This window comes from uncultured Streptomyces sp. (assembly GCF_947488945.1).
Classification (GTDB): domain Bacteria; phylum Actinomycetota; class Actinomycetes; order Streptomycetales; family Streptomycetaceae; genus Streptomyces.
Window position 1 is genome coordinate 44,598 of sequence record NZ_CANLBS010000017.1, and the last position, 15,312, is coordinate 59,909.

10 protein-coding genes are annotated in these 15,312 nt (G+C 73.2%); 7 read left to right on the forward strand and 3 right to left on the reverse strand.

All coding sequences use genetic code 11. The annotated features are described in order from the left end of the window. Positions 1-357: 357 nt before the first annotated feature. Positions 358-2,850, forward strand: coding sequence for an MFS transporter (locus tag Q0994_RS24200; RefSeq protein WP_299538257.1), 2,493 nt, complete (start codon positions 358-360; stop codon positions 2,848-2,850). Between the two features lie 94 nt (positions 2,851-2,944). Here the strand turns inward: Q0994_RS24200 and Q0994_RS24205 are convergent, their stop codons facing one another. Then, positions 2,945-4,516 (reverse strand): ABC transporter substrate-binding protein, encoded by a 1,572-nt coding sequence (locus Q0994_RS24205; protein ID WP_299538423.1) that lies wholly within the window; start codon positions 4,514-4,516, stop codon positions 2,945-2,947. Between the two features lie 679 nt (positions 4,517-5,195). Then, positions 5,196-6,092, reverse strand: coding sequence for a LysR family transcriptional regulator (locus Q0994_RS24210; RefSeq protein WP_299538259.1), 897 nt, complete (start codon positions 6,090-6,092; stop codon positions 5,196-5,198). Between the two features lie 135 nt (positions 6,093-6,227). Between Q0994_RS24210 and Q0994_RS24215 the strand changes: the two genes are divergently transcribed. After that, the gene (locus Q0994_RS24215; protein WP_299538261.1) at positions 6,228-7,226 is read left to right on the forward strand and encodes an aldo/keto reductase; all 999 of its coding nucleotides are present in this window, start codon (positions 6,228-6,230) and stop codon (positions 7,224-7,226) included. Positions 7,227-7,282: 56 nt separating this feature from the next. On the opposite strand, the gene Q0994_RS24220 is transcribed toward Q0994_RS24215, so the two are convergent. Continuing rightward, positions 7,283-8,365, reverse strand: coding sequence for a magnesium and cobalt transport protein CorA (locus tag Q0994_RS24220; protein WP_299538263.1), 1,083 nt, complete (start codon positions 8,363-8,365; stop codon positions 7,283-7,285). A gap of 203 nt (positions 8,366-8,568) precedes the next feature. Here Q0994_RS24220 and Q0994_RS24225 point away from each other — a divergent pair, with 203 nt between their 5' ends. From Q0994_RS24225 to Q0994_RS24245, 5 genes are all read left to right on the forward strand, one after another. Further along, positions 8,569-9,837, forward strand: coding sequence for an NAD(P)/FAD-dependent oxidoreductase (locus Q0994_RS24225; RefSeq protein ID WP_299538265.1), 1,269 nt, complete (start codon positions 8,569-8,571; stop codon positions 9,835-9,837). Between the two features lie 213 nt (positions 9,838-10,050). Beyond that, a complete protein-coding gene (locus tag Q0994_RS24230) occupies positions 10,051-10,884 on the forward strand; it encodes a M55 family metallopeptidase (RefSeq protein WP_299538267.1) in 834 nt (277 codons plus the stop codon). After that, complete coding sequence (locus tag Q0994_RS24235; RefSeq protein WP_299538269.1) at positions 10,877-12,289, forward strand: M20/M25/M40 family metallo-hydrolase; 1,413 nt, start codon at positions 10,877-10,879, stop codon at positions 12,287-12,289. Before Q0994_RS24230 ends, Q0994_RS24235 begins: the two co-directional genes overlap by 8 nt. 21 nt (positions 12,290-12,310) lie before the next feature. After that, complete coding sequence (locus Q0994_RS24240; RefSeq protein WP_299538271.1) at positions 12,311-14,332, forward strand: prolyl oligopeptidase family serine peptidase; 2,022 nt, start codon at positions 12,311-12,313, stop codon at positions 14,330-14,332. Continuing rightward, on the forward strand, positions 14,329-15,294 hold the full coding sequence (locus tag Q0994_RS24245; RefSeq protein ID WP_299538273.1) for an LD-carboxypeptidase: 966 nt from the start codon (positions 14,329-14,331) through the stop codon (positions 15,292-15,294). The genes Q0994_RS24240 and Q0994_RS24245 overlap by 4 nt, the downstream gene beginning before the upstream one ends. Positions 15,295-15,312: the final 18 nt, after the last annotated feature.

A 15,312-nucleotide genomic window follows, 5' to 3' on the forward strand; every position in this document is an offset into this window, starting at 1 on the left:
CTGTCGCCCCCGTCCTGCCTCCACCGCCTCCACCGCCTCCGCAATCGCCCCCGCCGCCCTCGCCCTCGCCTGGAACCGAACCCACCCCTCGCCCCCTGAACCCCGCCCCGCCCCGCCCCGCCCCGCGTGCCTCGTGCCGCCGGGCGACAGGCGGGGTGATCGTCGAGCCGTCAGCTCCGCACCGCGACCGCCTCACCGGAACGAGTGGTTTTCCCGGACGACCGGTGGCGAGCCGCAGGCGCTCCGACCGGCGCATACGCCTCCGAGTGCGCGGTGCGCGCCCCCTCATGGTGTTTGCCCCGCCTCACTCGCAGGTGCGAGAAATGGGCGGCGCAGGTGCGACGAGGGGAGCGCGAGGTGGTGGGTGGGATCACTCTGGTGAAGGACGGACCCGAGGACCCGGACGCGGAGTACCAGCCGGGGGCCGTCCCGGCCCTCCTCCCCGACGACACGCCGACCGAGCCGCTGCCCGTCGTCCCGGGCGACGGCGGACCCGGCAAACCGCCGGCCGGGACGCCGGCGACCGGCGACGAGGCGATCAGCCCGGCGCGGGTCCGGATGGTCTTCTTCGGGCTGATGCTCACGCTGCTGCTGGCGGCCCTCGACCAGATGATCGTGGCCACCGCGCTGCCGAAGATCGTCGGTGAGCTGCACGGCCTGGAGAAGATGTCCTGGGCGGTGACCGCCTATCTGCTGGCCTCCACCATCGTCCTGCCCGTCTACGGCAAGCTCGGCGACCTCTTCGGCCGCAAGGGCGTCTTCCAGTTCGCCATCGTGGTGTTCGTCATCGGCTCCGCGCTGGCCGGCTGGTCCCGGACGATGGACGAGCTGATCGCCTTCCGGGCCGTGCAGGGCGTCGGCGGCGGCGGCCTCATGATCGGCGTGCAGGCGATCATCGCGGACATCGTGCCGCCCCGGCAGCGCGGCCGCTTCATGGGGCTGATCGGCGCGGTGTTCGGGCTCGCGTCCGTCGCCGGACCGCTGCTCGGCGGCTTCTTCACCGACCACGCGTCCTGGCGCTGGTGCTTCTACATCAACGTGCCGTTCGGCATCGTGACGATGGCGGTCATCGCCCTGGTGCTGAAGCTGCCGCGCCCCACCGCCCGGCCCCGGCTCGACGTGCTCGGCGCCGTACTGCTCGCGTCCGCCTCCACCTGCCTGGTGCTGCTGACCAGTTGGGGCGGCACGGAGTACGCCTGGGGCTCGCGCACGATCGTCGGGCTCGGTGTCGGCGCGGTCGTGACGACGCTGCTCTTCCTGCTCGTCGAGCACCGCGCGCAGGAGCCCATCATCCCGCTGCGGCTGTTCCGCGACTCCGTCTTCAACGTGACCGGCCTGGTGGGCGCGGTGATCGGGGTCGCGCTCTTCGGGGCCGCCAGCTACCTGCCCACGTACCTCCAGATGGTCGACGGCGCCACCGCCACCGAGTCCGGGCTGCTGATGCTCCCGATGATGGGCGGCATCGTCGGCGCGTCCGTCGTCTCCGGGCAGATGATCTCCAAGTCCGGCCGCTACCGGGCCCATCCGATCGTCGGCGGCGCGGTCTCCGCCGTCGGCATGTGGCTGCTCTCCCGGCTGGACAGCGACACCTCCCGGCTGGAGTACAGCCTCGGCCAGGCGGTGCTCGGCGTCGGCATCGGCCTCGTCATGCCGGTCCTGGTGCTGGCGGTGCAGAACTCGGTGCGTCCCTCCGACCTCGGCACCGCCACCAGCGCCAACAACTACTTCCGGCAGATCGGCGGCAGCGTCGGGGCCGCCATCTTCGGCACGCTCTTCGCCGGACGCCTCGCGGACGCCCTGGAGGTGCGGCTCCCCACCGGCGCGGGACTGCCCGACCCCGCGTCGCTCACCCCGGACCTGGTCCGCTCGCTGGAGCCCGCGCTGCGCGACGCCTACATCCAGGCGTACGTGGACGCGATGCCGCGGATCTTCCTGTACCTGGTGCCGGTCCTCCTCGCCGGCCTCGTCCTCGCCTTCTTCCTCAAGGAGAAACCGCTGGTGTCCCACCACAGCCCCGAGACCGCCGCCGAGCCCTCGCCCATCCCCGTCGCCCGGGTCGCCGCCGCGCCCGCGCAGCCCGTCCCCGCCACCGGCGGCGTCCCCGTCCGCGGATACGTCCAGCACCCCGACGCCACCAAGGTGGCGCGGGCCGCGCTCACCCTCATCGACGTGCAGGGCCGGCAGGTCGGACGCGGCGCCAGCGGCGACGACGGCGGGTACGCGCTGAGCGCGCCCGGCTCCGGTTCGTACGTGCTGATCGCCGCGGCCGGCGGGCACCAGCCCCAGGCCGTGAGCGTCACCGTCGGCGAACGTCCCGTCGAACTCGACGTGGTGCTCGGCGGCGCGGGCCGGCTCGCCGGCACCGTCCTGACCGCCGAGGGCGTGCCGGTCCGCGAGGCGGCCGTCACCCTCACCGACGTACGCGGCGAGGTCGTCGCCTCCACCCGTACGGGGCGTGAGGGCGGGTACGTCATCGGGGAACTGGTGGCCGGCGAGTACACCCTCGCGGCCAGCGCCCCCGCCTTCCGGCCCGCCGCCCTGCCGGTGAGCGTGCAGGCGGCCCGGGAGACCCGGCAGGACATCGAGCTCGCGGGCGGCGCGGTGCTGCGCGGCGTGGTGCGGGCCCCCGGCGGCCGGCCGGTCGAGGACGCCCGGGTCACCCTGCTGGACGCGGCCGGCAACGTGGTCGACACCCTGCGGACCGGTCCCGAGGGGACGTTCCGGTTCGTCGACCTGTCGTCCGGCGAGTACACCGTGATCGCGGCCGGCTACCCGCCGGTCGCCACGGTCCTCCAGGTCGCCGGCGGGGGCCGCACCGAGCGCGACCTCCAGCTCGGCCACGAGGACTGAGGACGCGCGCCCCCGCCGACGGGCCCGGCCCTCCCGTCCCGTCGCGGGCGGGCCCGTCCGGGTGGGACGGCGGGGTGCGCTTCCGCTCCACGCCTCAGTAGGCGGTGCTGAGTTCCCAGAACCGGAAGACGGTCGAGGTGTCCAGGCAGTTCTGCAGGCCCCGGACGTTCTCGTGGGCGACCGCGTACTGCTTTCCCTGCCAGAGCGGCAGAATGGGCAGTTGCTGGGCCACGATGTCCTGCAGTTTCATGTACTGCTGGCGCGTGCTGGCGCGATCCGTCATGGACGAGGTCCGCGGGATGATCCGGTCGACTATCTCCGCGTTGTCGTAATTGTTCGACAGGACGTTGCCCTCGCCGAAGAAGGGCTGGGTGAAGTTGTCCGGGTCGGGGTAGTCCGGCACCCAGCCCTTGACGTAGACGCCGTACGTGCCTTCGGCGATGCCCTTCTCGTACTCGTCGAAGGGGACGGACTTCATGCGGGCGTCGAAGAGCCCGCTGTCGTTCAGCTGATCGGCGATGGCGCGCAGTTCGTCGTCGGTGGCGGGCCCGTACCGGCTCGGGGTGGACCAGAGGGTCAGTTTCACCTTGTCCGTCACGCCGGCCTCCCGCAGCACCGCCTTCGCCCGTTCCGGCTTCGGGCTGTCCCCGTAGGTGTCGAAGAAGGAGGTGCCGTGGCCGGTGATGCCGACCGGGATGACCGAGTAGAGCGGCGCCGCCGTGGACTGGTAGACCTCGCTGACCAGGGAGTAGCGGTCGACGAGGTAGGCGATGGCCTTCCGGACGGCGAGGTTGCCGACGACCGGGTCGTCGACGTTGAAGACCATGTGCTGGACTTCGGCGCTGTTGCCCTGGATCACCTCGATGCCCCCCTTCTCGGTGGTGGACGAGGTGTCCAGGGCCGCTATCGCCTTGGCGCTGAGGCCGCGGTAGGCGATGTCGACGTCGCCCTTCTCCAGCGCCGACTGGAGGGCCTGCTGGTCACCCCGGAAGAGCTCCAGGGTCACGCCGGAGTTCTTCACCTCGGCGGTTCCGCGATAGCCCGGGTAGACCGAGAAGACGGCTTTCCCCTTGTCGATGGAGTTCAGCTCGTAGGGGCCCGAACCGATCGCCTTGCCGCCTTCGAGCAGGCTGTCCTCGGGGTACACCTGGCGGTCCACTATGGAACCGCCGCCTGAGGCGATCTTGCTGGGGAACGTCGCGTCGGGCACCTTGAGGCGGAAGACGACGGTCTTGTCGTCCGGGGTGCTGATCGACGCGATCGTGGAGAGCAGCGGCGCGGGGCCCGCCGGGTCGTTGATCCGGATCGTCCGGTCGAAGGAGTACTTGACGTCCGCCGACGTCAGGCTGTTGCCGTTGCTGAACTCCAGCCCGTCGCGCAAGGTGCAGGTGTACGTCTTGCTGCCGTCGGAGAACCTGCACTCCTCGGCAGCCTCGGGCACGGGGGTGGACGCTCCGGGCGGAAAGCTCAGCAGGGACTGGAAGACGTTGTTGAACAGCAGCCAGGACCCCGGGTCGTATCCCGAGGCGGGATCCGTGGCGAGGATGTCGTCGGACATCCCGACGACCATCCTGCCCTCGGAGCCCTGGGGGCTGCAGGCCGTCGATAACATCGCTGCCAGTACCCCGGCGATCAGGGGGGCCGGCCGCCTCGTACGCACCTTCACAGAACGTTCCTCATGCTCTCGGCCGGCCGTGTGGGGGGTGTCCCCGAAGAACCGGATCAGGTCGGAAACGACGGCGAACACCGCGACCGGCGGACTGCCCGGACCCGGTGTCCGCCAGAAACTCCTCCATAATGACTGACCATCAAATGCAGGTTGGTGGACTGCAGTTGGCGGGTCGATATCCATCTCGTGATGATGTCGGCAATCTACTTGTCCACCGCGATCCGCGCGGTCACATCGCGCGAAAAGATCTCCGTCCGGCAGTGCGCGAACCCAGCGGACTCAACGCTGTGACCTGGTCTGTCCGCATACCTCGGCGATTTGCCCCTTCAAGTCGGACGCGTCGTACCTCGGTACAACCTGTCGGTCTATACGAACAGATGGAGGGCCCCGCGATAAACGCCTGACAGCCCTGTGGGAGCGCAATCGAGTTGCCCGAAGATTCCGGGTGGGACGGGAATGTCCTCGTCCGGGACGGCAGTCGATTTCTGCTTTCCGAGGCCGGCGTCGTCCGGCGCCACGACCGGAACCGGCCCCGTGGCCGGCGCCCTCAGGGGCCGATGTGGCTGCGGACGTCCCCCGACCGGGCGACGGGTCCGCGGCGATGCTGCGGGCAAGGCTTTCCGGGGCCATGAGCGGGGCCAGGAGCGGGGCCAGGAGTGGGCGCCCGACGAGTTGGCTAGGCCGAACGCTCCCGCATCAGCGACATCAGCGCCTTCGCCCCCGGGCTCATCGACCGGGCCGGGGGCAGCACCACCACGCTCTCGTAGACCACCGGGCGGACGTCCGGCGGGCCGGTGAGCTCATGGGTGGTGAGGCCGGCGGCCTCCGGCTTGCGGGAGAAGTGCCTCGGTACCACCGCGATGCCCAGCCCTTCGTGCACCAGCTCCAGCAGGCTGTGCACGTCGTTCACCTCGAAGGCCACCGTGCGCACCGCTCCGGCCGCCGAGAACGCCGCGTCCGCCGCCCGCCGGGGGCCCCAGTCCGGGTGGAAGTCGATGAAGCGTTCGCCGGCCAGCCGCTCCCACGTCAGCCGCGGCGCGGCGCCGAACCGGTGGCCGGGCCCGCACAGCACCACCATCTCCTCGGTGGCCAGCGGCCTCAGCTCCCCGTGCCACTCCGCGGGGCCGACCGTCGCGGCGAACGCCAGATCCAGCCGGCCGCTCGCCACCCCGTCGAGCAGCCGGGTCGTGCCCTCCTGGCGCAGCCGGATCTCCATGTGCGGGTGCGCGTGGTGGAACGCCGCCAGCAGCCGGGCCGGGCCGACGCCCGCCACGCACTGCTCCGCCCCCACCGTCAGGGTCCCGCGCAGCAGCCCCCGTACGGCGTCCACCGCGTCCCGCGCCGCTCGGGACGCGGCCAGCGTGCGGACCGCCTCCACCAGCAGCGCCCGGCCCGCCTCCGTCAGCCGCACCGAACGGGTGGTACGGCTGAACAGCGGGGTCCGCAGCTCCTGTTCCAGCGCCCGTACCGACGCCGACAGGCCCGACTGGGAGACCGCGAGGCGCTCCGCGGCCCGGGTGAAATGCTGCTCCTCGGCGACCGCGACGAAGTGTTCCAACTGGCGCAATTCCATGATTGAACACCTTAGGCGATGAATCCATGCGGAATTTCCCGTTGGACCACTGGATTATTCTCCGCCAGCCTGGAGGGCGGGCGCACCGGACCCGGCGCGCCCGCGCACACCGGCCCTCGACCCGCGGAGCCCCGCATGTACCTTCCGTCCGCCGACCGCTACTCCGCCATGCCCTACCGGCGCACCGGGCGCAGCGGCCTGCTGCTCCCCGCCCTCTCCCTCGGCCTGTGGCACAACTTCGGCGGCGACCGCACGCCCGACGAGCAGGGCCGCATCCTGCGCCGGGCGTTCGACCTCGGCGTCACCCACTTCGACCTGGCCAACAACTACGGCCCGCCGCCCGGCTCCGCCGAGCTGACGCTCGGCCGAGCGCTGAAGACGGACTTCGCCGCGCTGCGGGACGAGCTGGTCATCTCCACCAAGGCCGGCTACCGCATGGGCGAGGGCCCGTACGGCGAGTGGGGCTCGCGCAAGACACTGCTCTCCTCGCTCGACGCCAGCCTGGGCCGGCTCGGCCTCGATCACGTCGACATCTTCTACTCGCACCGGCCCGACCCCGAGACGCCGCTGGAGGAGACCATGGGCGCGCTGGACGCGGCGGTCCGCTCCGGCAAGGCGCTGTACGTCGGCGTCTCCAACTACTCGCCCGAGCAGACCCGTGAGGCGGCCCGCATCCTCAAGGGGCTCGGGACCCCGCTCCTCATCCACCAGCCGCGCTACTCGATGCTCGACCGCTGGGTCGAGGACGGCCTGCTGGACACCCTGGACGAGCTGGGCACCGGCTCCATCGCCTACTCGCCGCTGGCCCAGGGCATGCTCTCCGACCGCTACCTGGACGGCATCCCGGAGGGCTCGCGGGCGGCCGGGTCCAGCCCGTTCCTCAGCGCCGACGCGGTCACCCCCGAGCTGGTGGAGCGGCTGCGCGCGCTGAACGAGGTGGCCGCCGGGCGCGGCCAGTCGCTCGCCCAGCTCGCCCTCGCCTGGGTGCTGCGCGGCGGCCGGGTCACCTCCGCCCTGGTCGGCGCGAGCAGCGTCGGGCAGTTGGAGAACAGTGTGGCGGCGGCCGAGAAGCTGGACTTCGACCAGGCCGAGCTGGACCGGATCGAGGAGCTGCTGAAGGGCATCGGCGGCTGAGACCGGGGGAGGGGACCGGCGGCTGCTCCACCCCGGCCGCCGGTGACCCGGTCCCGTCAGAGCCAGCCGTTGCGCCGGAAGCCGCGGTGGATGACGAAGCACGCGACGGCCATCAGCCCGAGCGCCGCCGGGTAGCCGTACGTCCACCGCAGCTCGGGCATGTGCGCGAAGTTCATCCCGTACACGCCGCAGACCATGGTGGGGACGGCGATGATCGCGGCCCAGGCGGTGATCCTGCGCATGTCCTCGTTCTGGGCCACCGTCACCTGGGCGAGATGGGCCTGGAAGACCGAGTCGAGCAGCGCGTCGTACCCGGCTATCTGTTCCGTCGTGCGGGTCAGGTGCTCGGCGACGTCGGGGAAGTACGGCCGGACGCCGTCGTCCACACATGCGGACCTGCGGGTGGCGAGGACGTGCAGGGGACGGTCGAGCGGAAGCACCGCCCGCTTGAACTCGGTGAGTTCGCGCTTGAGCTGGTAGATCCGGCCCGCGTCCTCACGCTGCGGCCGCCCGGCGAAGACGGAGGTCTCCACCGCCTCCACGTCGAGCTGTATCGCGTCGGCCACCCGCAGGTAGTCGTCGACCACCTGGTCGGCGACCGCGTGCAGCACGGCGGCCGGGCCCCGGGCCAGCCGTACCGGGTCGGCCTCCAGCGCCTCCCGCAGCGGCCCGAGCGAACCGTGGCCGCCGTGCCGGACGGTGATGACGAAGTCCGGGCCGGTGAGGACGACGAGTTCGCCGGTGTCCACCACCTCGCTGGTCTCCGTCAGCCGTTCGTGCTCCACGTACAGGCAGGTCTTGAAGACCGAGAGGAGCACGCCGTCGTACTCCTCCGTCCTGGGCCGCTGCCGGCCGTGTCCCGCAGCCTCCACGGCCAGCGGGTGCAGCCCGAACTCTCCGGCCAGTGAGAGTAGTTCGTCGTTCGAGGGCTCGTGCAGGCCCAGCCAGACGAATCCCCGCCCGGCGGCGCGCACTCCGCGCAGTGCGTCTCCCGCCGACGGGGGGCCGAAGCGGCGGACCCCGTCCACGTACGTCACACAGTTGACGACCGAGCTGCCCAGCGGGGAACGCGCCGGGTGGCTGAGATCGATCTTGCGGTGGATCACCCGGCTCACGGCCCGGCGGATGGTGCGGATCATCGGCACGGCGGTGCCCCCTCCACATGTCGGATGCGCGGGCCAGTGTGTCACCGGACGGCTCGCGACACGCGGGGCCGCCGTGCCGTCGCCCGGCGGCCCGAGTGTCCTCACGGCCAAACGCCCCGCCTTGTGCTGGCATGTCCCGGGGACGCCTTCGGCCCGCGCGGGCGGCCCGTCCGCCCGCCCGACCCGAGGAGACACCCGTGGCGCAGCACCCGACCGACCCGTCCGAGCAGTCCCGGAGCTGCGACGTCCTCGTCGTCGGGGCCGGTCTCGCCGGTCTCGCCTGCGCCGCCGACCTGGGGGCGGCCGGACTCTCGGTGCGGCTGCTCGAAGGGTCCGACGCGGTGGGCGGGCGGATGCGGACCGACCGGCGGGACGGGTTCCTGCTGGACCGCGGCTTCCAGGTGCTCAACACCTCGTACCCGCAGATCAAGCGGCGGGTGGACCTGCGGGCGCTGCGGGCCAGGCCGTTCACGCCCGGCGTCCTGGTACGGACCCCGGGCGGCACCGAGCGGTTCACCGATCCCACCCGTGCGCCGGGGTCGGCCGGGGACCTGCTGCCGGGCCGGCTCGCGTCGGCGCGGGACCTGCTGGCCCTCGGGGTGCTGACGGGCCGGGACCTGCTGGGCCCGGTCGGCGCGCTCAAGCGGCGGCCGGACCGCACCACGCTCACCGAACTGGCCGACGCCGGAATCTCGGAAGAGCTCGTGGAGAAGCTGTTCCGGCCGTTCCTGTCCGGTGTCTTCCTGGAGGACGAGCTGGAGACCTCCTCGCGCTTCTTCCACCTGGTCTGGCGGAGCATGCTGCGCGGCACCTCCTGCCTCCCGGCCGACGGCATCGGCGCCGTACCCGCCCAGCTCGCCGCCGGACTGCCGCCGGGCGTGCTCCGTCTGGACAGCCCGGTGCGGGAGGTCACCGACGACGGGGTGCTCGGCGAGGACGGCACGGAGTGGGCCGCGCCGGCCGTCGTGGTCGCCACCGACGCCTCCGCCGCCGCCCGGCTGCTGCCCGGCCTCGCGGTGCCGCCGACCAGGACGGTGACGACGTACTACCACGCGTCCGGCGTACCGCCGCTGCGCGAAGGGGTGCTGATGGTGGACACCGCGGGCCGCTTCCTCAACACCTGCGTGCTGTCGGAGGTCACCCCCACCTGCGCCCCGGCCGGCCGGGCCCTCGTCTCCACCTCCGTGCTCGGCGCCGACCGGCCCGGACGTGAGGCGGAGCTGCGGACCCACCTCTCCGAGGCGTACGGGGTGGGCACCGACGACTGGGAGCCGGTCGCCGCGTACACCGTCGAGGGCGCGCTGCCCGCGATGCCCGCGCCCTGGCCGCTGAGCCGCACCTCCCGGACGGGGGCCGGGCGTTACGTCTGCGGCGACCACCGGGCCACCGGCTCGGTGCAGGGCGCCCTCGCCTCCGGGACCCGGGCCGCCCGCGAGGTGCTGGCGGACGTCGCCGCCCGGAGGTGAGCGGGGCCGGTCCCGGCCGTCCGTAACGGGCCCGCGCCCGTTGGGACGGGTATGCGCCGATTCCCCCCGAGGCGGCGGAGTGCCGGGCGCGCCGGGATGCTTGTATGGGCCCCGGGAAATCCGGTCCGCCTCCCCGGGGGCGGCGTCGGCGCGGCACGTCCTGAGGCGTGCGGAAGGCGAGGGGCTCGTGGCACGAGGGAACGGCGGAACCGCGTGAAGATCTTGATCAGTGCCGACATGGAGGGCGCCACCGGGGTCACCTGGCCCGCGGACGTCCTGCCGGGAACCCCGCAGTGGGAGCGGTGCCGCGCCCTGTTCACCTCCGACGTGAACGCGGCGGCGCTCGGCTTCCTCGACGGCGGCGCGGACGAGGTCCTGGTCAACGAGGCCCACTGGACCATGCGGAACCTGCTGCTGGAACGGATGGACGACCGGGTCCAGATGCTGACCGGGAAGCACAAGTCGCTCTCCATGGTCGAGGGCATCCAGTACGGGGACGTCGACGGCGTCGCCTTCGTCGGCTACCACACCGGGGCGGGCGCCGAGGGGGTGCTCGCGCACACCTATCTCGCCAACTCCATCACCGGCGTCTGGCTCGACGGCGAGCGGGCGAGTGAAGGACTGCTGAACGCGCACGTCGCCGCCGAGTTCGGGGTGCCCGTCGTCCTCGTCACGGGTGACGATCTGACCTGCGTGGACGCCGAGGGGTACGCGCCCGGCGCCCGGAAGGTCGCCGTCAAGGACCACGTCTCGCGTTACGCGGCGGTCTGCCGCACCCCGGCCCGCACCGCCGCCGACATCCGCGCCGCAGCGTCGCGGGCCACCGCGCTGGCCGTCCGGCACGCTCCGGTCACCGGGAAGTCCTGCACCGTGGAACTGGAGTTCGACGCCGAGCACCTGGCCGCCGCCGCCACCGTCGTCCCCGGCGTGGAGCGGTCCGGCGAGCGGCGCGTCGCGTACACCAGCGCGACGATGTACGAGGGCATCCGCACGTTCAAGGCCGTCACGACCATCGTGTCGGCCGCAGTGGAGGAACAGTATGGCTGAGGCACGCATCCCCGGCGGCGCACCCGACCCGGCGGCCGCGCCCGCCCCGGCCGGCGCGCCCGCCCCGGGTCCCGCCGACGCGACCGGGGGCCTCGACGCGACCGCGCTGGACGAGGCGGTGGCCTTCACCTCGGACCTGATCCGGATCGACACCACCAACCGGGGCGGCGGCGACTGCCGGGAACGCCCCGCCGCCGAGTACGTCGCCGAACGGCTCGCCGCCGCCGGCCTCGAACCGACGCTGCTGGAACGCACCCCCGGCCGTACCAACGTCGTCGCGCGCATCGCCGGCACCGATCCCGCCGCCGACGCCCTGCTCGTCCACGGTCACCTCGACGTGGTGCCGGCCGAGGCCGCCGACTGGACCGTCCACCCGTTCTCCGGCGAGGTCCGCGACGGGGTCGTCTGGGGCCGCGGCGCCATCGACATGAAGAACATGGACGCGATGATCCTCGCCGTGGTCCGCGCCTGGGCGCGGGCCGGCGTCCGGCCGCGCCGCGACATCGTGCTCGCGTTCACCGCCGACGAGGAGGCCAGCGCCGACGACGGATCGGGCTTCCTCGCCGACCGCCACGCCGCTCTCTTCGAGGGCTGCACCGAGGGCGTCAGCGAGTCCGGCGCCTTCACCTTCCACGCGGGCGACGGCCTCTCGCTCTACCCCATCGCGGCGGGCGAACGCGGCACCGGCTGGCTGAAGCTGACCGCCGAGGGCAAGGCGGGCCACGGCTCCAAGGTCAACCCCAGCAACGCCGTCACCCGGCTCGCCGCCGCCGTCTCCCGCATCGGCGCCCACGAGTGGCCGGTGCGGCTCACCCCGACCGTCCGCGCCGCACTCACCGAACTCGCCGCCCTGCACGGCTTCGACGCCGATCTCGACGCCCCCGGCTTCGACGTCGACGAGCTGCTCGCCAAGCTCGGTCCCTCGGCCGCACTGGTCGCGCCCACCGTCCGCAACAGCAGCAACCCGACGATGCTGGAAGCCGGTTACAAGGTCAACGTCATCCCCGGCCACGCCACCGCCTTCATCGACGGCCGGACCGTCCCCGGCGGCGAGGAGGAGTTCCGCGCCACCCTCGACCGGCTGACCGGTCCCGGCGTCAACTGGGAGTACCACCACCGCGAGGTGGCGCTCCAGGCGCCCGTCGACAGCCCCACCTTCGCCAAGATGCGCGCCGCGGTCGAACGGTTCGACCCCGGCGCGCACGCCGTCCCGTACTCCATGTCGGGCGGCACCGACGCCAAACAGTTCTCCCGGCTGGGCATCACCGGCTACGGCTTCTCGCCGCTGAAACTGCCCGTCGGATTCGACTACCAGGCGCTCTTCCACGGCGTCGACGAACGCGTCCCCGTCGAGGCCCTGCACTTCGGCGCCCGCGTCCTCGACCACTACCTGCGCACCGCCTGACCCGTACGGGGGATCACCAGCATGGCCGACACCGAACGCACCCGCCCGGAGCCCGCCCCCTACGGGACGTGGCCCTCCCCGATCGACGCGGCCCTGGCCGCCTCGCACGACGGCCGCCCCGAATACGTGGGGACCGTCGGCGACGAGGTGTGGTGGACCGAGCCCCGGCCCGCCGAAGGCGGCCGCCGGTCGCTGGTGCGGCGGCGCGCCGACGGCGCGACCGAGGACGTGCTGCCGGCGCCGTGGAACCCGCGCAGCCGCGTCATCGAGTACGGTGGGCAGCCGTGGGCCGCCGCGCCCCGCGCCGAGGGCGGGCCCCTGGTCGTCTTCGTCCACTTCGACGACCAGCGGCTGTACGCGTGCGCCCCCGACCAGGACCGCGAACCGTGGCCGCTCACCCCGGTCTCCGGCACCGGCGGCGGACTGCGCTGGGTGGACCCGCAGTTCCACCCCGGCCGGGACGAAGTCTGGTGCGTCCTGGAGGAGTTCACCGGCGAGGGCCCCACCGACGTCCGCCGGGTGATCGCCGCGGTGCCGCTCGACGGATCGGCCGCCGAGGACCGTTGCGCGGTGCGCGAACTCTCCGACGATCGGCACCGGTTCGTCACCGGACCGCGCCTGTCCCACGACGGCGGCCGGGCCGCCTGGATCGCCTGGGACCACCCGCGGATGCCCTGGGACGGCACCCAGGTGATGCTCGCCGAGATCACCGACGGGGGAACCTTCACCGGCATCCGCCCGCTCGTCGGCGGCACCGACGAGTCGGTCTGCCAGATCGAGTGGGACCGCGACGGCTCGCTGCTCTTCGTCTCCGACATCGGCGACTGGTGGGAACTCCAGCGCATCCGCCCCGACGCCGCACCCGGAGCCGTCGTCCCCAGCAGTGGGCTGTGCCGGGGCCGCGGCGAGGAGTTCGGCGGGCCGCTCTGGAAGATCGGCCTGCGCTGGTTCCGGCTGCTCGACAACGGACTCGTCGCCGTGCTGCACGGCAAGGGCTCCCCCCGCCTCGGCGTCCTCGACCCGGAGACCGGCGAACTCGTCGACGCGGCCGGACCCTGGACCGCCTGGGCGGAGACCCTGGCGGTGCGGGGGGACCGGGTCGTCGGCGTGGCCGCGAGCCCGTACACCGGCTACGAGGTCGTCGAACTCGACACCGCCACCGGCCACACCCGCGTCCTCGGCCCGCCCCACCGGGACCCCGTCGATCCCGCTCACTACCCGAAACCGCAGGAACGGGTCTTCACCGGCCCCGACGGCCGGGACATCCACGCGCACGTCTACGCGCCCCGCAACCCCGGGGCCACCGCCCCCGACGGCGAACTCCCGCCGTACGTGGTCTGGGCGCACGGCGGCCCCACCGGGCACGCCCCGCTCGTGCTCGACCTGGAGATCGCCTACTTCACCTCGCGCGGGATCGGGGTCGCCGAGGTCAACTACGGCGGGTCCACCGGATACGGCCGCCGGTACCGCGAACGCCTGCGCGGCGCGTGGGGGGTCGTCGACGTCGAGGACTGCGCCGCCGTCGCCACCGCCCTCGCCGACTCCGGCGAGGCCGACCGCGACCGCCTCGCCATCCGGGGCGGCAGCGCCGGGGGCTGGACCACCGCCGCGTCGCTGACCGGCACCGACGTCTACGCCTGCGGCTCCATCAGCTACCCCATCCTCGACCTGGAGGGCTGGAACGGCGAGGAGACCCACGACTTCGAGTCGCAGTACCTGGAATCGCTGATCGGCCCCTTCGCCGAGGTGCCCGAGCGCTACCGCGAGCGGTCCCCGATCAACCGGACCGACCGGCTGCGGGTGCCGTTCCTGCTGCTCCAGGGGCTGGACGACGTGATCTGCCCGCCCGCGCAGTGCGAGCGGTTCCTCACCGCGATCGAGGGACGCGGCATCCCGCACGCCTACCTCGCCTTCGAGGGCGAGAGCCACGGATTCCGCCGCGCGAGCACCCTCGTGCGCGCGCTGGAGGCCGAACTCTCCCTGTACGCGCAGACCTTCGGCTTCGCACGCACCGACGTCCCGGTGCTGGAGCTGCGCCCGTGAGCCCGGCGCCCGCCGGGCCCGACCCGCGCCCGCTCGCCCGTGCCGCCCGGCTGCGGCCCGGCGCCCGGGTCGCCGTGGTCGCGCCCAGCGGCCCCGTCCCCGCCGAGCGGCTCGACGCGGGTCTCGACCTGCTGCGCGGCTGGGACCTCGACCCGGTCGTCGCCCCGCACGTCCTCGACGCCCACCCCCGCCTCGGCCACCTCGCCGGGACGGACGCCGACCGTGCCCGCGACCTCCAGGACGCCTGGCTCGACCCGTCCGTGGACGCCGTGCTCTGCGCCCGGGGCGGGTACGGGGCGCACCGCATGGTCGACCTGCTGGACTGGGCGGCGATCCGGGCGGCCGGCCCCAAGGCGTTCGTCGGGTACAGCGACATCACCGTGCTGCACGAGGCGTTCGCCCTGCGCGCGGGGTTCTCCACCCTGCACGGCCCGATGATCGCCACCGAGGCGTTCCTCAAGGACGCGGTCACCCAGGACTCGCTGCGCACCACCCTGTTCGACCCCGGCAGCGCGACCACGATCGGCCTGGACACCGCGACGGCGCTGGTGCCGGGCCGGGCCCGCGGCATCACGTACGGCGGCTGTGTCAGCCTGCTCGCCGCCGACCTCGGGACCCCCGGCGCCCGCACGTCCGCGCGCGGCGGGCTGCTGGTCGTCGAGGACGTGGGGGAGGAGCCCTACCGGATCGACGGCATCCTCACCCGGCTGCTGCGGTCCGGGGCCCTCGACGGGGTGGCCGGGGTGGCCTGCGGGTCGTGGGAGAAGTGCGGACCGTACGACGGGGTCCGCGCGGTACTCGCCGACCGCCTCGCCCCGCTCGGTGTGCCGGTCGTCGAGGAGCTCGGCTTCGGGCACGGCCCCACCTCGCTCACCGTCCCCCTCGGACTCCCGGCCGTCCTCGACGCCCCGGCCGACGGCGGCCGGGGCACTCTCCAGTACGAGGTACCGGCGCTGGTGTGACCTCCGGGCGGGCCCCGC